The following is a 22,345-nucleotide window of genomic DNA, read 5'->3' as shown; positions in this document are numbered from 1 at the left end:
CGTGAGTGCGATCCCAGTCGCTGAAGACGTGCTCGACGCCGATGTCGCCGTACTCCCCGCGGGGGAGGTGGCAGCGCTGCTCGGGCAGTCGCCGAACAAGGTCAGGCAGATGCTTCGTGACGGCCAGCTGATCGCCGTGCGCAGAAACGGCGAGCTGATGATTCCCGCCGACTTCGTCACCGAGACGGGCGTGATCAAGGGGCTGGCAGGCACCATCACCGTGCTCTCCGACGCTGGATTCACCCGCACGGAGATGCTGCGCTGGCTGTACTCGCAGGACGAGTCGCTGCCCGGCATCACGCCGATCAACGCGCTACGCACCAGCCACGGCACGGAGGTGAAGCGGCGGGCGCAGGCGATGGCGTTCTGACGAGTCGCCGCCTCGCCGGGGTCATCCCGCGCCTCGGTCGAGCATGGGTGTTCGGCAGGGCCGCACCGACCCTGCCGAACACCTACCGCTGCCCGGCCGGGGTGATCAACCGGTGTAGGGGCAGGTCTCGCGGTACTCCTCGATCGCGAAACCACTGGGTGCCGGACACAGGAACTGCTCGTAGCGGGTGTCGTTGTCGATGAACCGCTTGAGCCACGAGATGCTGTACTTGGCGATCGTGGTGTTGGAGGTGTTGGGCGCGAAGTGCGTCGCCCCGTTCAACTCCAGGTAGGCCTTGTCCAGCGTCGCGGGCAGGCTCTCGTAGAACGGTTCCGCGTGCGTGCGCACCGAGGCGATGCTGTCGTTCTCGGCGCCGATGATGAAGGTCGGCACCCGGATCTCCGACCAGGTCTTGTCGAGGTTCCACGGCGTCAGCGGGATGGCCGCCTGCAGCGAGGGCCGGTCGGCCGACGCCTCGAGCGCACCTCCGCCGCCCATCGAGTGGCCCATGACGCCGAGCCGGTCCGGGTCGATGCGGCTGCGCACGGCCAGCGGTGCGTCCTCCACAAGGTAGTCCAGTGCGGCCAGCAGCTGGTCGCCGCGCGAGCCCGGCTGGTCGTACCTGGTGTTGGTGTCGATGGTGAACACCACGAAGCCCTGCGAGGCGATGCGTGGTCCGTACCAGCTCATGCTGCTCTCACTGGCCGTGTAGCCCGGCGCGACGGCGACGGCTCCGAACGTGCCCTCGCTGGTGTCGGTCGGGTAGTAGATGGTGCCGCCGCCGAAGCCGGGGGTCAGCGACGACACGTTCTGCTCGGCCACGGAGAACGGACCGCGGACGGCTTCGATGCTGTCCTCTGTGGGGTCAGGCCCGCGCTCGTAGGGGTTCTCCTGCGCGGTGGCTGCACCCGCGCCTGCCAGGCCGCCCGCCACGGCCAGCGCGGCGATCACGACACCGATCGCTCGTCTCGCCCGGCCGCGGGCACCCTTGCCCGGTTGGGGGACTCGGGAACGCACGTTGTCGACTCCTCTCACAGTGACGATCACCCGGCTGTCATAGCCGGCTGCGTTCGTCCGATGACGAACGGTCACTGATTCTCGTCGTGACGGCGGCGGCCGCGCATCGGTGAAATCACCGGTGTCTACTCACCGGTAGAGCTTGGCCAGCTCGACGCGGGAACGGATGCCGAGTCGCGTGAAGATGTTGCGCAGGTGGTGATCGACCGTGCGGTGGCTGATGAACAGCCGAGCCGCGATCTCGCGGTTGGTCGCACCGTCGGCGACCAGCGCCGCGACCTGTTCCTGCTGCGGCGTCAGCTCGCCACGCCCGCCTCGGGTGTCGCCACGCACCTGGTGACCGGACGCGCGCAGCTCGCGCCGGACCTGCCGCACCCAGTGCCGCGCGTCCAGTTCCGCGAACAGCTGCTCGGCCTCGCGCAGCACCTCCCGCGCCCGCCGCTGCCTGCGATCACGGCGCAGCCTCCTGGCGAACAACAGCTCGGTGTAGGCCAGGTCGTATGCCGAACCGGCCTCGGTGTGCAACGCGACCGCCTCGGCGAAATGCTCCCGCGACCGGCCCTCGTCCTCGGCAAGCAGCGCGTGACAGCGGTGCACCAACGCCATCCGCGCCGCGCCACCCGTCGTGCTCGCCCACCGTTCGAAACCCGCGAGGGCCCGCTCGGCGCTGTCCCGCCTGCCGCAGCGCACGGCGGCCTCGACGAAATGGGGCACGGCCATGACCCTGATCGGGGAGTAGCGCATGGATCTGCCCAGCGACATCCGGCGCAGCCTGTTGAACGCGTCGGCAGGGCGGTCGTCGGCGAGATCGGCACACGCCGCCGCCCACGCGGCCAGCGCGCCCGGCCTGCCCAGCCCTCGCCGCAGGAAGCCCTCGGTAGCCGCCCGCAACCGAAGCTCGGTCGCAGGCAGGTCGCCCTGCAGCGCGGCCAGCAGTGCCAGCACCGTCAGATGGCTGACCTCGGAGTTCGGCTGGCCGAGGGACTTGGCCAGCGCGAGCCCCTCCAGCGAGCTGTCGGCCGCCGCCGCGTGCCTGCCCGCCAGCAGAGCAGAAAGCGAGCGGTACACCAGCGCCCAGGGAACGTGGGACAGTTCGGCACGCTGCCTGGCACAGGCGATCGCCTGCGCGGCGAGGTCACTGGCCTTGGCCGCGTCGCCGAGGGTGAACGCCGCCTGGCTGGCGAGCGTCTTCGCCGCGGGATCGCCCGCCTGGTCGGCGAGGCGTACCACGCGGCGCAGCGGGACGGCGGCCTCGGTGTGCCTGCCACTGAACGTCGCCGCCATCGCGGCGAAATGCTCGGCCACGAGCGCGGTGTGGCCTGCGGTGTCCGTGGGCCTCCGCAGCCCCGCGGCGTCACGGGCGATCGCGCAGTAGCGCTCGTTGTCCCCCGCGAGGCAGTTCGCCTCCCCTGCCAGCATCAGCGTGGTCGCGGCGATCGCGCGGTGGGTGCCCGCCAACCGTCGTGCCGTGCCGATCAGTTCGTTGGCCGCCACGGCGGGGTCACCGCGCCGCAGTTCGATCTCTCCCGCCAGCAGCCCTGCCGTGCCCGCCAGCCCGGCATCGGCCAGCGGGGCAGCCCTTCGCAGCACGGTCCGCGCACGGTGGGGCCTTCCCGCGGCCCAGTGGTCCCTCGCGGCGCGGACGAGCCTGCGTGCGCTTGTGACGTCGTCGGCCGACAGCGCGGCGGCGCGCTCGCCGCCGCGGCGGCGTCGCGATGCCCGCCCGCTCGCCGCGCGTCCTCGGCCACCTGATTGAGTTCGCGTGTGAGTGCGGGCGACGGCGCTGTCGCCAGTGAGGCGCGGTGCCACACCCGGCGGTAGGCATGGCCGCGGCGCCTCGTGGAGTCGGCGAGCAGTGGGTGCGCCGCGCGGAACTTGCCGGGCTCGGCCGCCGCGCGCAGCGAGGCGGCAGGCAGGTCGCGACAGCGCCGGATCGCGTCCCCCTCGACGGTCAGCAGCCCGGCGGCGACCGCCTCGCGAAGCCCCGAACCGTCCTCGTCGAGCCCCACGTCGGCCACGGTGCGCCGGTCGAGCCGTTCGTCGGCGGTCGCCAGCAGCACCAGAGTTCTGGCTCGCGCGGGCAGTTCGCCGAGTCGCCGCCGCACGCGCTCGCACAAGGCGCTGCCTGCCGCCATGGCGGCAGGCGGTGCGCTCTGCCCGCTCAATTGCTCCGCGGTCACGCTGTCGGCCAGTTCGGTCAGCGCGAGTGGGTTGCCGCCGGCCAGGTCGAGCAGGCTGTCGGTGAGGTCGGCAGGCGGGTTGCCGAGCCTGTCGCGCAGCAACAGCAGCGCGGCATCGCGGGGCAACGCCCGCAGCGGCAGCGAGGGCAACCCGGCAAGTGATTCCGATCCGTCGGCACCGTCGTCGACGGTGAACACCATGGCCAGTGCGGCGTGGTCCAGCCTGCGTGCCGCGAACACCAGCGCGGCCAGCGATTCGCTGTCGAGTTGGTGCGCGTCGTCGACGCAGCACAGCGTGGGCCGTCGCGCGGCGGCCGCGACCAGCAGCGCGTGCACGGCGGCACACAGCTCCAGCGGCTCGCACCGCCTGCCGCCGAGTCCAAGTGCCCGCCGAAGCGGCGCCCGCCAACCGGTTTCCAGCGAGGCAAGCAGGTCGCTCAGCGGGCCCAGCAGCTGGTGCAGACCGGCAAGTGGCAGCTGGGACTCCGCCGCGGTGCCGTCGGCTCGCAGCACGCGAACGCTCTGCTCGCGCTCGGCGTGCTCACGGAACCGCTCGAGGAGCGTCGTCGCGCCGATGCCGGGCATTCCACGCACGACCAGCGCTCCGCCCCGACCGAGCGTGGCGTCGGCGAGCAGCCGGGTCAGTTCGGCGAGTTCACGGTCGCGCCCGCGCATCCGCGAACCTGGTGCGGGCATGCCCGCACGCACGGTGACCATCCCGACAGTGTCCCGTGCCGGTGCCGTTGTGAAAAGGGTTCGCGAACCGAACCGGCCGGTCAGCCGACGAGCGCGTCCCGCCACGCGATCCACTCGCGCAGCGTGCTCAGGTCGTAGTCGGGCCCGCCCACACCGACGGTGAACATGGTGATGCCCAGGTCGAGCAGCTGCGGGCCGGAATCCCTCGGCGCCCCGCGTACCCCGACCGACCGCGTGATCTCGGCCGGGTCGCGGCCGACGTCGGCGCAGTGCCGGTCGAGCACAGCGACCTTGTGCGCGGCGACGTCGACGTCGCCGAAGCCGTGCCAGATGTCGGCATGCTGGGCGACCAGCCGCAGGGTCTTCCGCTCACCGCCACCGCCGATCAGCACGGGGATCTTGCGGGTAGGGGGCGGGTTGAGCCTGCCGAACCGCTTCTCGATGCGCGGCAGTGCCTCGGCCAGATCGGCGAGCCTGCTGCCCGCGGTACCGAACTCGTAGCCGTACTCGACGTAGTCCTTCTCGAACCAGCCCGCGCCGATGCCCAGGATCAGCCTGCCGCCGCTGATGTGGTCGACGGTGCGCGCCATGTCGGCGAGCAACTCCGGGTTGCGGTAGCTGTTGCAGGTCACCAGCGCGCCGATCTCCACGCTGGACGTGGACTCCGCCCACGCGCCCAGCATGGTCCAGCACTCGAAGTGCTTGCCGTTGGGATCGCCGGAAAGCGGATAGAAGTGATCCCAGTTGAAGACGATGTCCGCGCCGAGTTCCTCCGCCTGCGAGGCGGTGCGCCGGATGGTGTCGTAGTCGGCGTGCTGCGGCTGCAGTTGCAGCCCGATGCGGACCGGTTTGTCTCCTGCGGTCGTCATGATCGACACCCTAACGCCGACGGCGGCTGTCGGCAGCGCCGCGAATCCGTTCCGCCGCCAGGCGCCCGGAGATCAGCACCGGCGGGATGCCCACTCCCGGAACGGTCCCGCAGCCTGCCAGCACCACGTTGTCCGCGCCACGCACGAGGTTCGCGGGCCGGAACGGTCCCGTCTGGGCGAAGGTGTGCGCCAGCGAGAACGGCGTGCCCCCGGCGAGCCCGCGCCGCGCCCAGGTGTCGGGTGTGACCACCTCGGTGACCTGCATCGTCTCCGCGAACGCGGTCAGCCCCCTCGCGGTGAGCGCGCAGAGCAACTCGTCGCGGTAGGCAGGTGCCAGCCGTGCCCAGTCGATCTCACCGGCACGCAGGTTCGGCGCGGGCGCGAGCACCGAGATCACCTGCCTTCCCCGCGGTGCCAACCCGGGGTCGGTCGCCGTCGGGCGGGTCACCAGCAGCGACGGGTCGCTCATCAGCGTGCCGTCGCGGATGATCTCGGCGAACGTCCGCCTCCAGTGCCTGCCGAAGAAGATCGTGTGGTGGTCGAGTTGCGGCCACGTCCGCCCGCTGTGGCCGTGCAGCACCACCGCCGACGGCGAGAACCGCAGCGGCACCGGGCGGCGCGGCCACCTGCCAAGCAGGGCGTACGCGGTGGTCAGCTCGGTGGCCAACACCACGTGGTCACACCGCGAGCGCTCACCGTCGGCGGTACGCACCGCCCGCACCCGCGAGCCCGACCACTCCAGCTCGCTGACAGCGGCTTCGAACCGCAGTGTCGCTCCCGCCTTCTCCGCCGCGGCCGCCATGCCTGCCGCCACCCTGCCCATGCCGCCGATCGGGTAGTAGACCCCGCCGACGGTGTCCATGTAGGAGATCACCGCGTACGCGGCCAGCGCCCGCGTCGGATCCAGCCCGGCGTACAGCGACTGGAACGAGAACAGCTTGCGTACCCGCTCGTCGCCGATGAACCGCGCCATCGCAGGCCCCAGCCTGCCGAACCCACCGAGCATCGCCAGCCTGACCAGCTCCGGGCGTAGCAGGTCGAGCGGCGAGTCGAAGTTCGCGCCGATGAACCGATCCCGCTGCACCGCGTACAGCTCGGTCAGCCAGCGCCGCAGTCGCCGGTAACCCTCGGCGTCGTCCGGCCCGGCGACCGAGCGGATCTCGGCCTCCATCGCCTCCGGATCGGTGTGCAGCCGCATCGAGCTGCCGTCGGCGAAGTGGGCGCGGTACGCGGGTTCGACGCGGCTCAGCCGCACCCACCGCTGCCTGCTCTCGCCGACGGCGTCGAACGCCTCGTCGAGCAGCTCCGGCATGGTGAACACGCTGGCACCGGTGTCGATCGTGTAGCCGGCCTCGCCGCGGTCTCCGGCCCGGCCACCCGGCCGTGCCGCTCGCTCCAGCACGGTGACCTCGTGCCCGGCGCCGAGCAGGTGCAGCGCGGCTGACAGCCCCGCCAGGCCTGCGCCGACCACCACCACCCGCTGCCCGGTGCCCGTGCGCATGGTCGCCCCGCCCTTCCCGCGTCCGAACCGTTCGCCGTCAGAATGTCCTTCTGGTGGCCCGTGCCGCCAATTCGGTCAGCCGGTCGGTGGCCGGGTCGGCGAGGGCGGCGCGGTGCAGCGAGGCCAGCCCGCTGTCGGTCAACTCCTCGATCCTTCGCTCCACCTCGGCCACGGCGCCGAGATCCACGAGCGACTGCCGCACCACGTCCACTGCCTCGTCGGTGAGTTCGGGGTCGCCGACCGCGGCGGCGAGCACCTTGCCGTCGCCTTCCCTGCCCTGCTCCCGCGCGTACCGCATGCCCAGTGCCAGCAGTAGGGTCCGCTTGCCCTCGCGAAGGTCGTCACCAGCTGGTTTGCCGGTGACCGACGGGTCGCCGAAGACGCCGAGCAGGTCGTCGCGCAACTGGAAGGCGACACCGAGGTCGGCGCCGAAGGCCAGCAACGGGTCGATCACCTCGGGACCCGCTCCCGCCAGCGCCGCTCCCAGATGCAGCGGGCGCTGCACCGTGTAGGCGGCCGTCTTGAGCCGGTCGACCCGCAGCGCCGCCTCCACCGAGGTGTCCCCCGTGGCCTGGGTGTGCACGTCGAGGTACTGGCCCGCGAGTACCTCGGTGCGCATGGCTCGCCACGCCGGCCTACCCCCGGCCAGTGTCGCCGGTGGCAGCGGCGCCTCGGAGAACATGTCGTCGGCCCACGCCAGCGCCAGGTCCCCGGTCAACACCGCCGCGGCGAGCCCGAACGCGTCGGCCGAGCCCAGCCAGCCGTTCTCGGCGTGCCGCCCGGCGAACGCGATGTGCACCGTAGGGGAACCCCTCCGGGAATCGGAGGAGTCGATCACGTCGTCGTGGATCAGCGCGCAGGCCTGGATCAGCTCCAGGCTCGCCACCGCCTGCAGCACCCCCTCGGCCTCCCCGCCGTCGGGATCTCCACCCGCGCCCCGCCAGCCCCACCACGCGAACGTGGGACGTAACCGCTTGCCCCCGCCGAGCACGAAGTCGGCCAGCGCGTCGGCGGCCGGTGCGAAGGTCGGCTCGGCCGTTCGCACCGGCCGGCCCGCGCTGCGCAGGAAATCGGCGAGCGCGCGGTTGAGGTGAGCGGGCAGATCCGCGTCGTAGTCGGGCATGGCTCCATCGTCGCAGGGAATCGGCTCGTCACTAGCATGAGCACGGTGACGTCGGTGATCGAGCGACTGCGGGGCAGGACCGCGGGTTTCTCCGTGGAGTTCTTCCCGCCGCGTGACCGCGCCGACGAGGCCGTGCTGTGGCGCTCCATCCGGGAACTGGAACCACTCGATCCGGCATACGTGTCGATCACGTACGGAGCGGGCGGGTCCAGCAGGCAGGGCACGATCCGCAGCATCGCCAGGGTCGCCACCGAGACCACACTGGTGCCGATGGCTCACCTGACGGCCGTGAACCACTCGGTCGCCGAGCTAAGGCACGTGATCGGCTCCTACGCCGCCGTCGGGGTGCGCAACATTCTCGCGCTGCGTGGCGACCCGCCGGGGGACCCTTACGGTGAGTGGGTGCCGCACCCCCACGGGCTGCGCTACGCCGAGGAACTGGTGACGCTGGTGTGTTCACTCGGCGACTTCTGCGTGGGGGTTTCGGCCTTCCCCTACGGGCACCCGCGCTCGCCCGACCTGGCCACCGACACCGCCCACCTGGTGCGCAAGTTCGCCGCGGGCGCCGACTTCGCCATCGCCCAGTTGTTCTTCGAGGCAGCGGACTTCCTGCGGTTGCGCGACCGGGTGTACGCCGCGGGCTGCGACAAGCCGATCATCCCCGGCATCATGCCGCTGACCACACCGAGGACGCTGGCCAAGACCGTCGAGTTGTCCGCGGCCGAACCGCCGAGGTGGCTGGTGGACCGGTTGCTGCCGCTGTCGGACGACCCCAAGTCGTTTCGCGCGGCAGGCCTCGACATCACCACCCAACTGTGTGAACAGCTGCTCGCCGAGGGTGTTCCCGCACTGCACTTCTACACGTTCAACCGGGCCAAGGCCACGCGCGAGCTGGTCGGCAGGCTCGGTCTGGTTCGGACACGCGCCTGACCGGTAGCGTGCGGATCATGCACGTCCACCAGATCTGTGACGCCTACGTCGACGACTTCGCCGCCGCCCACCCCGTGGCCGCGACGACGATCGGCGTTTCCGGCTACGACGACCAGCTCACCGACTACTCGCCGGAGGGCCACGCCGCGAGGGCGGCGCTCGCGCGGCGCTCGCTGCGCGAGATCGAGGGCGCGCCACCCGCCGACGAGACGGAGCGGGTCGCCAAGGCGGTGTTCAGCGAGCGGGTCGGGCTCGAACTGGAGATCCACGAGGCCGGGCTCGATGTTGCCGCGCTCAACGTCATCGAGAGCCCGGTGCAGGAGATCCGGATGGTCTTCGACCTCATGCCCACCGAGACCGAGCAGGACTGGGAGCGGATCGCCGCGCGGATGGGCAAGGTGCCTGCCGCGCTCGACGGCGTGCGAGCCTCGCTGCTCACGGCGGCCGAGGCCGGAAGGGCGCCCGCGTTGCGGCAGATCAGCAAGGTCGCGGAGCAGGCGGAACTGTGGGCGGGCATGAGTGGCGCAGCCGGCTTCTTCGACCGGCTCGCCGAATCGGCCGATGCGGTCGACGGTGTCCCGGCGACCCTGCGCGAGCGGCTGCGGCACTCCGCAAGGGTCGCGCAGGAGTCCTACGCCGAACTCGCGGGCTTCCTGCGCGCCGAGCTCGCCCCGCAGGCACCGACCAAGGACGCGGTGGGCGAGCAGACCTACCGGTTGTGGTCGCGCTACTTCACCGGCTCCGAACTGGACCTTCGCGAGGCCTACGAGTGGGGCTGGGAGGAGTTCTCCCGCATCGAGCGCAAGGCGGCGAAGGTCGCCGATCGCATCCGCCCCGGCGCGTCGCTGGCGGAGGCGGCACGGGCACTGGACGAGGACGAGCGTTACCGCGTACACGGGCAGGCGCAACTGCGGGAGTGGATGCAGCGGCTGTCCGACGAGGCGGTGACAGCACTGCGGGGCAAGCACTTCGACATCCCGGACGCGCTGACGGCGCTGGAGTGCCGGATCGCGCCGCCCGGCGGCGGGGTCGGCGCCTACTACACCGCGCCGAGCGAGGACTTCTCCCGGCCGGGGCGTATGTGGTGGTCGGTGCCCGCCGACAAGGCGGACTTCTCCACCTGGCGTGAGGTCACCACCGTTTATCACGAGGGCGTACCCGGGCACCACCTGCAGCTGGGCACGTCGGTGCACGAGTCGACGCTGAACCGATACCAGCGGCTGCTGGGATTCACCTCGGGCCACGGCGAGGGCTGGGCGCTGTACGCCGAGCGGCTGATGCGCGACCTCGGTTTCCTCGACGACGACGGCGACCTGCTCGGCATGCTCGACGCGCACCTGTTCCGCGCGGCTCGCGTGGTGGTCGACATCGGGATGCACCTGGAACTGGAGATCCCCCGCGGCACCGGTTTCCACGAGGGGCAGCGCTGGACGCCGCAGCTGGGGCTGGAGTTCATGCTCACCCGCACGATCACCGATCCCGACCACGTCTACGATGAGATCGACCGCTACCTCGGTTGGCCGGGACAGGCGCCCGCGTACAAGCTGGGCGAACGGCTGTGGCTGGCCGCGCGAGAGGACGTGCGCCGCAGGCAGGGTGAGGCCTTCGACCTCAAGGAGTTCCACTCGCGCGCACTGCGGATGGGCGGTATGGGCCTGGACACGCTGCGGGAGCAACTCGCCGCCCTGTGAGCGGCTCTGCCTGCCGCGCCGATATGATCGGCCGCATGCACCGGGTCTTCCGCAGCACCCCGCCGCCACGCTCCTGAAGCGGGGCGCGGCAACGGGTAGCCACCGCGCGGCGCGTTCGGCGCCGCGCGGTCTCTTCGGCATCCTTTCGCGGACCTGAGGACAGCTCAGGACCTCCCACGCCCCGCGTCGTCGTGTCTTGTCATCCCTTCGACGTCGGAGCGTCCACGTAATGTCCGTTTCTGCTGCCCGTGCCGCGCGAACCCGCGCCGGTGCTCTCAACCTGCTCGTTGCCGGTGTGCTGTGGGGAACCGGTGGGCTCGCCGGTTCCGTGCTCGCCACGAGGGCACACCTGCACCCGCTGGCGGTGGCGTCCTACCGGCTGCTGCTCGGCGGCGGCTTCGCGGTGGTGCTGCTGTGGATCATCGGTGGGCTGCGCACCCTGCCGCGCACCCGCACGGTGGCCCGCCGCCTGCTCACGGCGGGAGCCCTGCTCGCGCTGTTCCAGGCGTGCTACTTCGCCTCGGTGACGCTCACCTCGGTGAGCATCGCGACCATGACCACGATCGGAAGCGCGCCGGTGTTCGTGGCGCTCGGCGATGCCGTGCTCGAGCGCCGCCGCCCCAGCAACGCGACCGTGCTCTCGCTCGCGGGCGCGTTGCTGGGTCTGGTGTTGCTCACCTGGTCTCCCGACGGCGGCGGTGACCGCTGGCGGTTGGCGGCCGGGGTGGTCTGCGCGCTGGTTTCCGGTCTCGGGTTCGCGACGCTGACGCTGGCCACTCGCCGGCAGGTCGAGGGGCTCGACCCGTTGCGGACCACGGCGTTCGGCCTGCTGCTGGGCGGGGTGTTGCTGCTGCCGCTCGGGTTGTGGACCGGGATGGCGCTGCCCGCCCGGCTCGACGTGCTCGCGGTGGCGGTCTACCTCGGGGTGGTGCCCACGGCACTGGCATACCTGGCGTACTTCCGTGGACTGCGGCGATCGCAGCCGGTGCTCGCGGCGCTGGCCGCGTTGCTGGAGCCGTTGACGGCCGCGCTACTGGCGGCCGTGCTGCTGGGCGAGCGGCTCGGAGCCCTCGGCTGGTGCGGGGCCGCACTGCTGGCGGGCACGATCGCGGTGAGCTACCTGCGGCCACGCGAGTGACCATCGCTCGGTGAGTGTCCGCTTCGCGCGGGCACTCACCGCCGCCCGGTGGGGCTCTCCAGCGGCAGCGAACGCCCGAGGATCGCGAACGGTCTGGGGTCCCCGGCGAACCGGTAGTCGCGCAGCACGTCGGTGAAGCCGAGCCTTCGGTACAGCTTCCACGCCCGAGACGTGCCCTCCGGGGTGGACAGCAGCACGCGGCGTTGCGGCAGCCCGTCGACGAGCGCGCGCAGCAGGTCCTCACCGAGGCCGTGGCCCTGGCAGTCGGGACGCACATGGATCTCGGTGAGCTCGAAGTAGTCGCAGAGCCAGCGCGTGACGGCTTGTTCACCCTGGCTCGCCGCCAGCCCTCTGCGGACCTGTTCGTGCCACCACTGACCGGGCTTGCCCTGGTACCCGTATGCCAGGCCGATGAGTGCGTCACCGTCGTCGAGGACGGCCATACATCGCCACCCTGCCCGCAGCGCGTGGGTGAGCCACATGGGCGCGCGCTGCTCGGCCGTACCCGGCGGGTAGTTCATCGCGGCCACGTACACCGAGAGCGCCTCGGGTAACCGGGCGCGGAACTCCTGGGCGGTGAGCCGGGCGAACCGAGGGTCGCCGTGGCGGGTGGCGGCTGTCATGGCCCGGTCTCCTCGGGTGCCGAGGCGACGTCGGCGGCGCGTCCGCCGGTGAGCGTGAGCAGGTCCTCGAAGGTGGTCGGGAACACCGACTTCGGGTGGCCCGCGGCGGCCCACACCGTTTCGTAGCCGCGCAGCGCGGTGTCGACCAGGGTGAGCAGTCTGCTCGGGTGGCCGACGGGTGCCACCCCACCGATCGCCTGGCCGGTGTGCCTGCGGACGAAGTCGGGGTCGGCCTTGCCGACCTTGTTCGCACCGGCGAGCCGGGCGAGGGTGGTGGTGTTCGCCCGGTGAGCTCCCGAGGTCAGCGCCAGCAGCGGAACTTCGCCGTGGCCGGAAATGTCGGCGGTGAAGACGAGACTGTTGGCTATGGCACCGACCTCGACGCCCAGGGCCGCGGCCGCCAGCGCGGCGGTGCGTGCGTCGTCCGGCAGCATCCGGATGCCCTCGGCCGCGCGAAGCTGCCCCGCCTCGACGAGTGCGGCGGCGACTTTGGCGACAGCGGGATGGTCGAGGGTGCTCATAGGGCTATGAGATCACGGTACGGCCGGGGAATGCGACGCAGTTCGCCCACCGTGGACTTGAGTCCCCGTCCTTCCACCGCTAACCTGGAACTGTTCGAACATACGTTCGACATGTCGGTTCGAGGTGTGAGGTGTTCGCCGGAACCGGGTGCCCGGCGCGGTGGTGGGGGAAGCACCCCGCGCCGGGTATCCGGCGAAGACGAGCTTCGCCGAGGCACGAGATAAGGGGTGTGGGGCTATGTCCGTCGCGTTCGCGTCACGTCACGGGCCGAGGTCACGCAACGGTTCCGTACAACCGGCGCTGCCGATCGAACTTCGCCCACCGGTGGCGTCCTCTGCGGTGGCGCTGCTGGAGCAGGCTCGGCACGGCCTGGCCGAAGCCGACTGGGAGTCTCGGCCCGCGTCCGGCTTCGTCGTGGCCTACCTGTCGGCACTACGTGCCGCCGCGGCGATCCTCGTCGCCAGGGGGCGTCCGCACCGGGGCAGGGCGAAGCCGGAGAGCGTGTGGACGCTGCTGGAGTCGGCGGCGCCCGAACTGGCGTCGTGGGCCTCGTTCTTCGCTGCCAACTCGGCGAAGCACGCCGCCGCGCAGGCGGGCGTCACCCGCCGGGTGAACGAGGACGCTGCCGCGGAACTGTTGCGGCGTGCCAAGGAATTCGTGGCCATCGCCCACCGTGCCGTGCACGGCCAAGGTGGTGCGCCCGGTACCCGTGACGCGCCTGGCCGCCGAAGTCTGCCCGGTGAACGCGGTGCCCGTGGCGACCGGGTGGCGCGATGCGGAGCGGCTTCCCGGGCACGTCCTCGGCGGAGCGGTTGATGCCGGGGCGCGCGTTGATCGACCACGGTCGGTTGCTGGCGGCGATCGGGTACGAGGCCGAACTACTGCTGGAGGCCGCCCGCGCGGTTCCTCCCGAGTCGCCCGTACCGACCTGTCCGGGATGGACGGTCGGCGAGGTGGTTCGACACGTCGGAAGTGTCTACCGGGCAGCGCTCGGTTGGCTGGTGGAGGGCGGCAGGCCGAGCCGGTGGCAGCGCGATCCGGCGCGTGGCCAGACGGTGGAGAGCTACCTGCGGGACGGGCTGACCGACCTGGTCGAGGTGCTGTCCTGGCACGATCCCGCGGAACCGGCGGCGACCTGGTGGCCTGCCGACCGCAGCTACGGGTTCTGGTGCCGCCGGATGGCCCACGAGACCGCCGTCCACCGTGTCGACGTGGAAGACGCCGCCGGGCTGGAGCACTCGGAGATCACCGACGACTTCGCGGTGGACGGGGTGGACGAGGCGCTGTCGCTGTGGTTCGCCCACAAGCTGCCGATGCTGGGGTTGGGCGGAACCAGGCAGGGTGTGGTGGCGATCAACACCGGTGGGCACTGCTGGGTCGCCCGCGCCGGACCCGTGGAGACGACTGCCCGGCGTTGCTCGCCCGCCGAGGCGGCAGGTGCCGACGCAGTCGTGTCCGGTCACCCCGCCGCGGTCTATCTGTGGCTGTGGGGAAGGCAGCCGCCAGGTGCGGTGGCGGTGGAAGGCGACGAGGACGCTGTCGGGCAACTGTGGGCGCTGCTGCGGCTGGCGACGCGATGAACGCGGGTTTGTGGGGAAGCAACATCCGCGATCGCCGCATCGCCGCCGCGGCGGGGCCGCGGCGAGAACGCCACGCTCGCCCCCGCGATTGACTGACGCGGCCGCCACCTGCCCGGTGCCGTGCGGCGCTACCTGGTCGGCGCGCTGCGGCGCTGCTACCTGTGCGGTGTCCTGCTGCGGCGCTGCCTTTTCCGGTGTTCTGTGGTGAGTGGGATGCGGCGAGTCGATACGGCGGTGGTCGACGCCGAGTTGGTCGTTCGCGGTGCGCGACGGCGTCGAGGTTTGCCGAAGAGTCCCGGCCGCGATGACGATCTTCGCAAGGTACTCGGTGGGCTCCTCGGTGCCGGGTGCGCCTCGAACACCGGCCCGGCGGCGGTCCTCGACGATCACTTGAGGAACTGGTCAAGGCCGGTGTCATGCTCGACGGCAACGGCCTCGGCCCCAGCTCCGCGGGTGTGCGCGTGAAGTTCTAGGACAGGGGCAAGACCACGGTCGTGGACGGCCCGTTCACCGAGACCAAGGAGCTGCACCAAGGAGCTGGTCGCCTGCGCAGGCGCGTGTCGCGAGTGGGCCTGCCGTGCGCGGACGCCCTTGCCGCCGGGGCCGGGTGGGCAGGGGCGCAGCAGGCACTCGATGCACAGGTGCTACCGGTTGGATACCGGACGGCGGGGAGTGGCGCGGGTGGTGACCACGCCGATCGCCAAGCCGGTCAGGGTGTTTCGGTGGCGTTGCGATCGCGGCCGGATCGCTGACACCGCCGAAACACGCACGCCCTCCACCAGCAACAACGCTTCGGGATCGTGGCGGCATGGAGATTCGCCGTGCTCGCGCGCCACAGCGCCAGGGGGCAGTGCTCGGTGGCTGGCTGGAGGAAGTACCGGAAGGTGCGGTCCCCACGGTCACCTGGCGGCTGCGCATCCGCATGGAGGACCATCCTGGAGCGCTGGCCAGGGTGGCCATCCGGCTTGCCGACCTGGAGTGCAACATTCTCGGCTTCTCGGTGCTCCCGGTGCCGGGTGGCGTGCTGGACGAGATCGTGATCCGACCCGCCGCGGGCCTCACCAAGGCACACGTGGCACGCGCCATCCGCGACGAGGGCTGCGAGTGGCTCGGCATCACCGACGCGGCGGTCGAGGAACTGGTCGATGGGTCGACCGCGAGCTTGGCCACGGCTAGCCGGGTGGTCGCCGACCCCGGCGCACTCGCCGACGCCGTGCGCCGACTGCTGTCGGCGGACATGGTGACTGTGGTGCCCGCGGCGGAAGCCAACCCCGCCCGCACCGAGAACGGCCACCGAGTCGTGTTCGAAGCAGGCGACGGCAGGAGCGTCGTGGCTCGCCGGATGTGGGCGCCGTTCGTCCAACTGGAGTCGTCTCGCGTCGAGGCGCTGCTGGGGCTGCTGGGCGTGGTGCGGGAGAACCTCGCCGGGCAGATCGCGATGACCTGCGACGACGGGGCCGCCGTGGTGCTGAGGCAGGGCCAACCACGCGACGCCGGTGCCGTGTGCGACCTGCACGGCAGGTGTTCGATGAGCACCCTCTATCACCGCTACCACACCGGTATGCGGACGGTGCCGCGCCGCTGGCTGCACCGGCTGCTGTTGCCTCCGAGGGGGCTGAGCGTGCTCGCCGTCTGCGGGCGCGACGTGGTCGCCCTCGGACAGCTCGTTGCGCTGCCCGAGGGTGATTCGGCCGAGGTGTCGCTGCTCGTGGAGGACGCCTGGCAGGGCAACGGGCTCGGTAGCGGCTTGCTCAACAGGCTTGCCGTGATCGCGAGGGCCCGTGGCTACCGAGAACTGAGCGCGCTGTGCCTGCCGGGTGAGGACGGCGTCCGCCGTGCCGCATTGCGTGCCGGGTTGCGGCCCGCTGACACGCTGGACGCGAACGGTGTGCTGCGGATCAGCATGTGACGCTGACCGCCGCCCCCTCCGCGAAGGACACGTGGACGTGATCCATGTGGTTCGCCGTGGGGCTGCCGCGGTCGGCCATCGCGGACCAGCCGCTGCCGTCGTTGTAGCGCTGCCGCCAGATCACATAGGTCACGCCGAATTCGGCCTGATGTGCCAGTACGTAATCGGCCAGTGCGTTTCCGGTTTCGGTTCCGACCATGAAGTCGAGCGCCAATCCAGAGGGATGATCACTGGCGCCTGATCGATTCGCACGGCCACCCACGGAATCGACAGCGAATTTCGTCAGAATGTGATTGCCGACTTGCGCAACGTGAGGCCGGGTACCCGCGAGGTCGGTGGAGCAGGATGCGGGCGGGGGTGGGGGCGGGGCTGGTTGCGGGGCCTGCAGCGCCTGCGGGGGCGGTGCGGGCTCGGGCTCGGGCGCGGGCGGCGGAGCTGGCGGCTCCGGGGCGGGCTCCTCGCTGGTCACGATGGGTTCCGTTGTGGTGACCAGCGGCTTCGGTGGTGGTTCCTCCGTCGTCGTGCTGCTGGTAGGCGGCGGAGGCGGGGTTGTGGTCGTGCTCGTCGCGGTGGTGCTCGTCGGAGTCGTCGTGCCGGCCGCCGACCTGGACAAGGTCGGCTCGTTCGCCCTGGCGGAAGCGGCGAGCGCGGCACCGTCGGTCTGTGTCGCGTGCCACGGCGCGCCGATGATCCATACCGCGAACACGAGCAGGCTCGCGGCGACCACGCCCAGTGCTGTGGGCATTCCCCACGCCCGGGAAGAATGTGCGCGATGTCGACCGGCCATTGCATTCCTCGAATTCCAGCGACGGCAAAATCCGGCTCAGATTACGAACCGGATACATCGATGTCACGCCAAGGTGGCGTTGGACACAGATCAATAACGATGCCGGTGGAGAGAATTCAGCGAGTCCAGAACCAGTCCCGCTGCCGTGCCTCACGCATCGCGTCGCGCCTGCGTTCGGAGGTCAGCCGGTCGAGGTAGAGCATGCCGTCGAGGTGGTCGGTCTCGTGCTGCAGGCACTGCGCCATGACCCCTTCGCCGGAAACGGTGATCGGCTCGTTACGCAGATCGACACCCCGCACCACCGCGCGCTTGGCCCGAACGGTCGGAAACCACAGCTGCGGTACCGAAAGGCAGCCCTCGGTGATCTCGTGCGTCTCCTCGGACAGCTCGACGATTCGAGGGTTGAGCACGTAGCCGCGGCTGCCCTCGACGTTGTAGCTGAAAGCGCGAAGGCTCACGCCGATCTGTGGCGCGGCCAGCCCGGCCCGGCCCGGAGCGTCCACGGTGTCGAGCAGATCGTCGACAAGGCGCTTCGTCGAATCGTCGAACCGGGTCACCGGTTCGGCCACGGCCTTGAGCACGGGGTCGCCGAAGTAACGCAGCTCGCGCATCACCATGGCCCGCAGGTCCTTTCTCCAACTCGCCCGGGCGAGCTTAACCGGACCTGACCGCGGCACGGCGGGCACGGGTACGGCGATCACGCGCGCAGTCGCAGCCCCTTGGGGGTGGCGCGAAACCCTGCCTCGCGCAACACCTCCGCCAACTCGGAGGTCAATGCCTGCTCGCCGTCGGCCCGCTGCACCTGGAGCTGGCCGAGCCAACCCTCCCGGACAGCGGTGGACAGCGCCTCGGCGGCCGCGCGCAGTGCCTCACCGTCGGTGGTGAACGACAGCAGCGACCGACCGCCGCGCTCGACGTAGAGAGCGGGAGTCCCGTCCACGAGTACGGTGAGCGCACCCGCCTTGCGCGCGGGCCGGTGCTTGGTCTCGCCCAGCGGCGGCGGCCAGGGCAATGCCGCGCCGTAGGGCTGCGCCGGGTCGCCCGCCGCCAGTACCACCGCGCTGCGCTGCTTTCGCGGTCCGCCCACATCGGACAGTGCGCGCAACCGGTCCACGGCACCGTGCGCGGCGAACTGCGCGGCGCCGAGCCCCTCGACCACGTAGCCGCGGATGACCTGCCCGGAGTCCTCCATCCCGCGCAGCACCTTGTAGATGCCGGAGAACCCGCCTGCCAGTCGCTCGGTTTCCAGCGCGCCCCTGGTGAGCACCCCGTGCCGCTCCAGGAACGACTCGGTGCGGGCGTGGGCTCTGCGGGTCGGGTCGCGATCCCGCACGGGCGCCAGGCCCCACCGGCCCGCGACCGTGGGCGGCCCCGCCCGGGTCGGCATGGCGGGGCGTCCTGCCCGCAGCCGCGCGTACCGGCCGCGAGGTGCCGACCGCCGCGGTTTGTGCGCGGCGCCTTTGCCTGCCACCAGCGCCCGCAGCGGTGCCAGTGTGTCTCCCGAGACCAGGCCCGCCCACACCAGTTCCCACAGCGCGGCCGCCACGTCCGCGTCGGCCGGTGCGTCGGCGGGTGTGGTGGTGGATGCGGCGGCAAGGGTCGTGGTGACCCTGTCGACGAGCTGCCGGAAGAACAGCGCCCCACCGTCCAGTGCGGACAGGATGGCCTCGTGCAGCGGTCCGTGTTCGGTGGTGTCCTCGACGTCCGGCAGCAGGAGGTCCGCGACATCGGTCGGCGCCAGCGCGATCCAGCCGTCCCCTCCGGACAGCGCACCGCACCCGCACCAGCTCACCTCGCCCGCGGCGGTCAGTTCGTCGAGCAGCGCGGGGTAGTAACCGGGCAGCCTGCTCGGCAGGATCAGCGACTCCAGCGCGCTGGCGGGCAACGGGGCACCGGCCAGCTGCTCAACGACCGACAGCACGTCGTCGGGAGAGGGTGCCGACCGCACGCGGCCACCGATGCCGTGCCAGCTGGGCAGGAACCGGCCGAGCGCGGCCTGTTCGACGGGTTCAACCTCCGCGCGCAGCCGCGCCAGCGAGGCCCGGCGCAGCCTGCGAAGCACGCGGGCGTCGCAGTACTCGACGCCGCCTTCTCCCGGCCCGGGACGCAACTCGCCTCGCACCAGCGTGCCTTCGGAGGTGAGCCGGTCGAGCACGCCCGTCACCACGGCACTGCCCAGTCCGAACCGTTCGGCAGCCTGCGTGGCGGGGAACGGACCCCTGCCGTGTGCGTAGCGGATCAGCAGGTCGGCCAGTGGGTCAGCCACCGGCTCGGTGAACGCCTCGGGCACCCCGATCGGCAGCGCGACCCCCAGCGCGTCGCGGACCTTCCCTGCGTCCTCGATCGCGAGGTAGCGTTCCTGGCCCGCGATCCGCACCACGATCGCGCGGCGGTCGGTGACCAGTTGGGTCAGCCACTGCGACCGGACACCGCGCACGGCCGCCTCCTCGCCGGTCAGATCGCCGAGGAAACGCAGCAGGTCGGCTGTGTCCTCGACATCGCGGGCGTGCCGGTCGGGGTCGAGCCGTTGCAGCGAGCGTTCCACTTCCGCCACCACATCGGCGTCGAGCAACTCGCGGATCGTTTCGGTGCCGAGCAGTTCGGCCAGCAGTGCGGAGTCCAGCGACAGTGCGGCGGCCTTGCGCTCGGCCAGCGGTGCGTCCGTCTCGTAGAGGAACATACCGATGTAGCCGAACAGCAGGCTACGCGCGAAGGGCGACGCCGAGGGGGTCCGCACCTCGACCACCCGCACCCGGCGGGCATGCACGTCGGCCATCAACTCGCGCAGGCCACCCACGTCGTAGACGTCCTGCAACACCTCACGCATCGCCTCGAGCACGACCGGGAACCGCTCGTACTTGGCCGCGACGGCCAGCAGTTGGGAAGCGCGCTGCCGCTGCTGCCACAGCGGGGTGCGCCTGCGCGGGTCACGGCGAGGAAGCAGCAGCGACCGGGCCGCGCATTCCCGGAACCGGGCCGCGAACACCGCCGAGGTGCCCACTTCGGACACGATCAGCGGTTCCACCTCCTCCGGGTCGAAGAGCAAGTCCTCGGCACCGATCACCACCTCACCGCCTTCGGCGTCGAGTGCGTCGGGAAGCCGCAGCACGATGCCGTCGTCGGAGTGCGCGGCCTGCGCGTCGATGCCGCGGTGCTCGCGCAGTCTCGCCGCGATGGCCAGTGCCCACGGGGCATTCACCTGTGCGCCGAAGGGCGAATGGACCACCACGCGCCAGTCCCCGAGTTCGTCGCGGAAGCGTTCGAGCAGCACCACCCTGTCGCTGGGCACATGCCTGGTCGCCTCCCGCTGCTCGGCGAGGTAGCCGAGCAGGTTGCCGCTCGCTCGCTCGTCGAGCCCGGCCGCGTGTGCCCGCAGCCGCGCCGAGGCCTCGTCCGATGTGGACAACTCGCGCAGGAACGCGCCCAGCGCCCTGCCCAACTCCAGCGGCCTGCCCGGCGCGTCGCCCTTCCAGAACGGCATCCGGGCGGGTTCACCCGGCGCAGGCACCACGAGCACCCGGTCGTGGGTGATGTCGGTGATGCGCCACGAGGAGGTGCCGAGCAGGATCGTGTCGCCGACCCTGGACTCGTACACCATCTCCTCGTCCAGCTCGCCGACGCGCGAGCCCGGTCTGCCCTCCTCACCGGGCGTCATCACGGTGAACAGCCCCCGGTCGGGGATCGTGCCCCCCGAGGTGACGGCGAGCCGCTGCGCTCCCGGCCTGCCGTGAAGCTGCCCGGTCACCCTGTCCCAGGTGATGCGGGCACGCAGCTCGCCGAACTCCTCGCTGGGGTAGCGGCCGGAGAGCATGTCGAGGACGGCGTGCAGCGCGTCGTCGGGCAGCGCCGCGAACGGCGCCGCCCTGCGCACCGTGGCGGCCAGCTCAGCGACGGTGCGGGGTTCGATCGCCACCATCGCCACGATGTGCTGCGCCAGCACATCCAGCGGGTTGCGGGGATAGCGCACCGCCTCGATGGCGCCCTCCGCCATCCGCTCGGCGACCACGGCACACGACACCAGGTCGCCGCGGAACTTCGGAAACATCACCCCGGCCGACACCGCACCGACGTGGTGTCCCGCGCGACCGATTCGTTGCAGGCCGGAAGCGACCGTCGGCGGGGCCTCGATCTGCACGACCAGATCGACCGCGCCCATGTCGATTCCCAGCTCCAGCGACGACGTCGCCACCACACACGGCAGGCGCCCCGACTTGAGCTCCTCCTCCACCCGGGTGCGCTGCTCGCGCGCCATCGAGCCGTGGTGCGCCCTCGCGACCGTCGCCGTGGCAGGCTCACTCACCCCTGACGCGCCGGGGGCCTCGGCGGGAAACCGCTGCCCGCCCGACGGCTGCGTGCGTTCGGTGGCGAGCTCGTTGAGCCGGGCGGTGAGCCGCTCGGCGAGCCTGCGCGAGTTCGCGAACACGATCGTGGAACGGTGTGCCTCGACGAGTTCGAGGACCCGTTCCTCCACGGCGGGCCAGATCGAGGGTCTGCGCGGTGGGCCGCCCAGTTCGGTCGCGGCATCGGGCACGGAATCGGGCACGACATCGGGCACGGAATCGGGCACGGTCTCCGACGGCAGCGGCGCCTGCTCGGTGGGCCGCGGTGCGGCGTCGAGTTCGGCCATGTCCTCCACCGGCACCTCGACCCGGACCTCCACCGTCTTGGCCAGCGGCGGCCGCACCACCCGCACCGGGCGGCCACCCGCCAGGAACGAGCTGATCTCGTCGACCGGTCGCACGGTGGCGGAAAGCCCGATGCGTTGCGCGGGTGCGGGCAACAACTCGTCCAGCCGCTCCAGCGACAGCGCGAGGTGCGCGCCACGCTTGCCCCCCGCGACGGCGTGCACCTCGTCGACGATCACGGTTTCCACGCCGCGCAGCGAGTCCCGTGCGGAGGAGGTGAGCAGCAGGAACAGCGATTCCGGCGTGGTGACCAGTACGTCGGGCGGGGTGCGGTTGAAGGCCCTGCGCTCGGTGGCCGGGGTGTCGGAGGTGCGCATGCCGACGGTGATGTCGGGTTCGGCCAGCCCGAGCCTGCGACAGGCCTGCGAAATGCCCGCCAGCGGTGCCCGGAGGTTGCGCTGCACGTCCACGGCGAGTGCCTTCAGCGGCGAGATGTACAGCACCCGGCACCGCCGCCGGTCGCGCCGCGGCTCAGGCGAGATCGCCAGTCGGTCGAGCGCCCACAGGAACGCGGCGAGCGTCTTTCCCGACCCGGTCGGCGCCACCACCAGTGCGTGCTCGCCCGCGTGCGCGGCCTGCCACGCGCCCTCCTGCGCCGCGGTGGGCGCGGCGAAGGCCCCCGCGAACCAGTCCCTGGTCGCGGGGGAGAACAGGTCGAGAACGTTCGAGCCGTGGCTGTCCACGTACTCCATGATGCGGCGCGGTACCGACAATCCGGCCCCGA

At 71.5% G+C, this 22,345-nt stretch carries 19 protein-coding genes; 8 read left to right on the top strand and 11 right to left on the bottom strand.

Features of this window, described 5'->3' with window-relative positions; translation table 11 throughout:
* Position 1: 1 nt before the first annotated feature.
* Positions 2–370, top strand: a complete 369-nt coding sequence (locus SACMADRAFT_RS18605) for an Rv2175c family DNA-binding protein (RefSeq protein ID WP_009155383.1) — start codon at positions 2–4, stop codon at positions 368–370.
* A 105-nt stretch (positions 371–475) separates the two neighbouring features.
* Here the strand turns inward: SACMADRAFT_RS18605 and SACMADRAFT_RS18600 are convergent, their stop codons facing one another.
* The 6 genes from SACMADRAFT_RS18600 to SACMADRAFT_RS18580 form a co-directional block, all read right to left on the bottom strand.
* Positions 476–1,387, bottom strand: coding sequence for an alpha/beta hydrolase family protein (locus SACMADRAFT_RS18600; protein ID WP_009155382.1), 912 nt, complete (start codon positions 1,385–1,387; stop codon positions 476–478).
* A gap of 129 nt (positions 1,388–1,516) precedes the next feature.
* Complete coding sequence (locus tag SACMADRAFT_RS31010; RefSeq protein WP_232285431.1) at positions 1,517–2,977, bottom strand: helix-turn-helix domain-containing protein; 1,461 nt, start codon at positions 2,975–2,977, stop codon at positions 1,517–1,519.
* The gene (locus tag SACMADRAFT_RS31005) at positions 2,863–4,284 is read right to left on the bottom strand and encodes an ATP-binding protein (protein WP_009155380.1); all 1,422 of its coding nucleotides are present in this window, start codon (positions 4,282–4,284) and stop codon (positions 2,863–2,865) included. Before SACMADRAFT_RS31005 ends, SACMADRAFT_RS31010 begins: the two co-directional genes overlap by 115 nt.
* A 59-nt stretch (positions 4,285–4,343) precedes the next feature.
* Positions 4,344–5,132, bottom strand: coding sequence for an LLM class F420-dependent oxidoreductase (locus SACMADRAFT_RS18590; protein ID WP_009155379.1), 789 nt, complete (start codon positions 5,130–5,132; stop codon positions 4,344–4,346).
* A gap of 10 nt (positions 5,133–5,142) precedes the next feature.
* A complete protein-coding gene (crtI, locus tag SACMADRAFT_RS18585; protein ID WP_009155378.1) occupies positions 5,143–6,633 on the bottom strand; it encodes a phytoene desaturase family protein in 1,491 nt (496 codons plus the stop codon).
* A 37-nt stretch (positions 6,634–6,670) separates the two neighbouring features.
* On the bottom strand, positions 6,671–7,756 hold the full coding sequence (locus SACMADRAFT_RS18580; protein WP_009155377.1) for a polyprenyl synthetase family protein: 1,086 nt from the start codon (positions 7,754–7,756) through the stop codon (positions 6,671–6,673).
* Between the two features lie 45 nt (positions 7,757–7,801).
* On the opposite strand from SACMADRAFT_RS18580, the gene SACMADRAFT_RS18575 reads away from it, so the two are divergent.
* From SACMADRAFT_RS18575 to SACMADRAFT_RS18565, 3 genes are all read left to right on the top strand, one after another.
* Positions 7,802–8,686 (top strand): methylenetetrahydrofolate reductase, encoded by an 885-nt coding sequence (locus tag SACMADRAFT_RS18575; RefSeq protein ID WP_040926584.1) that lies wholly within the window; start codon positions 7,802–7,804, stop codon positions 8,684–8,686.
* Positions 8,687–8,703: 17 nt separating this feature from the next.
* On the top strand, positions 8,704–10,377 hold the full coding sequence (locus SACMADRAFT_RS18570; protein WP_009155375.1) for a DUF885 domain-containing protein: 1,674 nt from the start codon (positions 8,704–8,706) through the stop codon (positions 10,375–10,377).
* Between the two features lie 229 nt (positions 10,378–10,606).
* A complete protein-coding gene (locus SACMADRAFT_RS18565; RefSeq protein ID WP_009155374.1) occupies positions 10,607–11,515 on the top strand; it encodes a DMT family transporter in 909 nt (302 codons plus the stop codon).
* A 35-nt stretch (positions 11,516–11,550) separates the two neighbouring features.
* Here the strand turns inward: SACMADRAFT_RS18565 and SACMADRAFT_RS18560 are convergent, their stop codons facing one another.
* On the bottom strand, positions 11,551–12,138 hold the full coding sequence (locus SACMADRAFT_RS18560) for a GNAT family N-acetyltransferase (RefSeq protein WP_009155373.1): 588 nt from the start codon (positions 12,136–12,138) through the stop codon (positions 11,551–11,553).
* Positions 12,135–12,659, bottom strand: a complete 525-nt coding sequence (locus SACMADRAFT_RS18555) for a YbaK/EbsC family protein (RefSeq protein WP_009155372.1) — start codon at positions 12,657–12,659, stop codon at positions 12,135–12,137. The genes SACMADRAFT_RS18560 and SACMADRAFT_RS18555 overlap by 4 nt, the downstream gene beginning before the upstream one ends.
* Positions 12,660–12,897: 238 nt before the next feature.
* On the opposite strand from SACMADRAFT_RS18555, the gene SACMADRAFT_RS18550 reads away from it, so the two are divergent.
* The 3 genes from SACMADRAFT_RS18550 to SACMADRAFT_RS18540 all read left to right on the top strand — a co-directional run bounded on the left by SACMADRAFT_RS18550 (position 12,898) and on the right by SACMADRAFT_RS18540 (position 16,149).
* Complete coding sequence (locus SACMADRAFT_RS18550) at positions 12,898–13,476, top strand: SAV_6107 family HEPN domain-containing protein (RefSeq protein ID WP_198285871.1); 579 nt, start codon at positions 12,898–12,900, stop codon at positions 13,474–13,476.
* On the top strand, positions 13,476–14,240 hold the full coding sequence (locus tag SACMADRAFT_RS18545) for a maleylpyruvate isomerase family mycothiol-dependent enzyme (protein ID WP_009155370.1): 765 nt from the start codon (positions 13,476–13,478) through the stop codon (positions 14,238–14,240). Before SACMADRAFT_RS18550 ends, SACMADRAFT_RS18545 begins: the two co-directional genes overlap by 1 nt.
* A gap of 808 nt (positions 14,241–15,048) precedes the next feature.
* A complete protein-coding gene (locus SACMADRAFT_RS18540) occupies positions 15,049–16,149 on the top strand; it encodes a GNAT family N-acetyltransferase (protein ID WP_009155369.1) in 1,101 nt (366 codons plus the stop codon).
* Here the strand turns inward: SACMADRAFT_RS18540 and SACMADRAFT_RS31535 are convergent.
* A complete protein-coding gene (locus SACMADRAFT_RS31535; protein WP_332307146.1) occupies positions 16,139–16,363 on the bottom strand; it encodes a hypothetical protein in 225 nt (74 codons plus the stop codon). The genes SACMADRAFT_RS18540 and SACMADRAFT_RS31535 overlap by 11 nt on opposite strands.
* Before the next feature lie 271 nt (positions 16,364–16,634).
* Here SACMADRAFT_RS31535 and SACMADRAFT_RS31530 point away from each other — a divergent pair, with 271 nt between their 5' ends.
* The gene (locus tag SACMADRAFT_RS31530) at positions 16,635–17,033 is read left to right on the top strand and encodes a hypothetical protein (protein ID WP_157617268.1); all 399 of its coding nucleotides are present in this window, start codon (positions 16,635–16,637) and stop codon (positions 17,031–17,033) included.
* Between the two features lie 19 nt (positions 17,034–17,052).
* Here SACMADRAFT_RS31530 and def read toward each other — a convergent pair whose 3' ends face one another.
* Both def and SACMADRAFT_RS18525 read right to left on the bottom strand, forming a co-directional pair.
* Positions 17,053–17,553 (bottom strand): peptide deformylase, encoded by a 501-nt coding sequence (gene def, locus SACMADRAFT_RS18530; protein ID WP_009155367.1) that lies wholly within the window; start codon positions 17,551–17,553, stop codon positions 17,053–17,055.
* A gap of 80 nt (positions 17,554–17,633) precedes the next feature.
* A complete protein-coding gene (locus tag SACMADRAFT_RS18525; RefSeq protein WP_009155366.1) occupies positions 17,634–22,313 on the bottom strand; it encodes an ATP-dependent helicase in 4,680 nt (1,559 codons plus the stop codon).
* Between the last annotated feature and the right edge of the window lie 32 nt (positions 22,314–22,345).

The organism is Saccharomonospora marina XMU15 (assembly GCF_000244955.1).
GTDB classification, from domain to species: Bacteria; Actinomycetota; Actinomycetes; order Mycobacteriales; family Pseudonocardiaceae; genus Saccharomonospora_A; species Saccharomonospora_A marina.
This window is presented reverse-complemented; position numbering and strand designations above follow the sequence as displayed.

Coding starts and splice junctions, on each gene's coding strand:
- SACMADRAFT_RS31005 (WP_009155380.1), bottom strand. CDS start 4,284: ATGGTCACCGTGCGTGCGGGCATGCCCGCACCAGGTTCGCGGATGCGC.
- SACMADRAFT_RS18590 (WP_009155379.1), bottom strand. CDS start 5,132: ATGACGACCGCAGGAGACAAACCGGTCCGCATCGGGCTGCAACTGCAG.
- crtI (WP_009155378.1), bottom strand. CDS start 6,633: ATGCGCACGGGCACCGGGCAGCGGGTGGTGGTGGTCGGCGCAGGCCTG.
- SACMADRAFT_RS18580 (WP_009155377.1), bottom strand. CDS start 7,756: ATGCCCGACTACGACGCGGATCTGCCCGCTCACCTCAACCGCGCGCTC.
- SACMADRAFT_RS18570 (WP_009155375.1), top strand. CDS start 8,704: ATGCACGTCCACCAGATCTGTGACGCCTACGTCGACGACTTCGCCGCC.
- SACMADRAFT_RS18565 (WP_009155374.1), top strand. CDS start 10,607: ATGTCCGTTTCTGCTGCCCGTGCCGCGCGAACCCGCGCCGGTGCTCTC.
- SACMADRAFT_RS18560 (WP_009155373.1), bottom strand. CDS start 12,138: ATGACAGCCGCCACCCGCCACGGCGACCCTCGGTTCGCCCGGCTCACC.
- SACMADRAFT_RS18555 (WP_009155372.1), bottom strand. CDS start 12,659: ATGAGCACCCTCGACCATCCCGCTGTCGCCAAAGTCGCCGCCGCACTC.
- SACMADRAFT_RS18550 (WP_198285871.1), top strand. CDS start 12,898: ATGTCCGTCGCGTTCGCGTCACGTCACGGGCCGAGGTCACGCAACGGT.
- SACMADRAFT_RS18545 (WP_009155370.1), top strand. CDS start 13,476: ATGCCGGGGCGCGCGTTGATCGACCACGGTCGGTTGCTGGCGGCGATC.
- SACMADRAFT_RS18540 (WP_009155369.1), top strand. CDS start 15,049: ATGGAGATTCGCCGTGCTCGCGCGCCACAGCGCCAGGGGGCAGTGCTC.
- def (WP_009155367.1), bottom strand. CDS start 17,553: ATGGTGATGCGCGAGCTGCGTTACTTCGGCGACCCCGTGCTCAAGGCC.
- SACMADRAFT_RS18525 (WP_009155366.1), bottom strand. CDS start 22,313: ATGGAGTACGTGGACAGCCACGGCTCGAACGTTCTCGACCTGTTCTCC.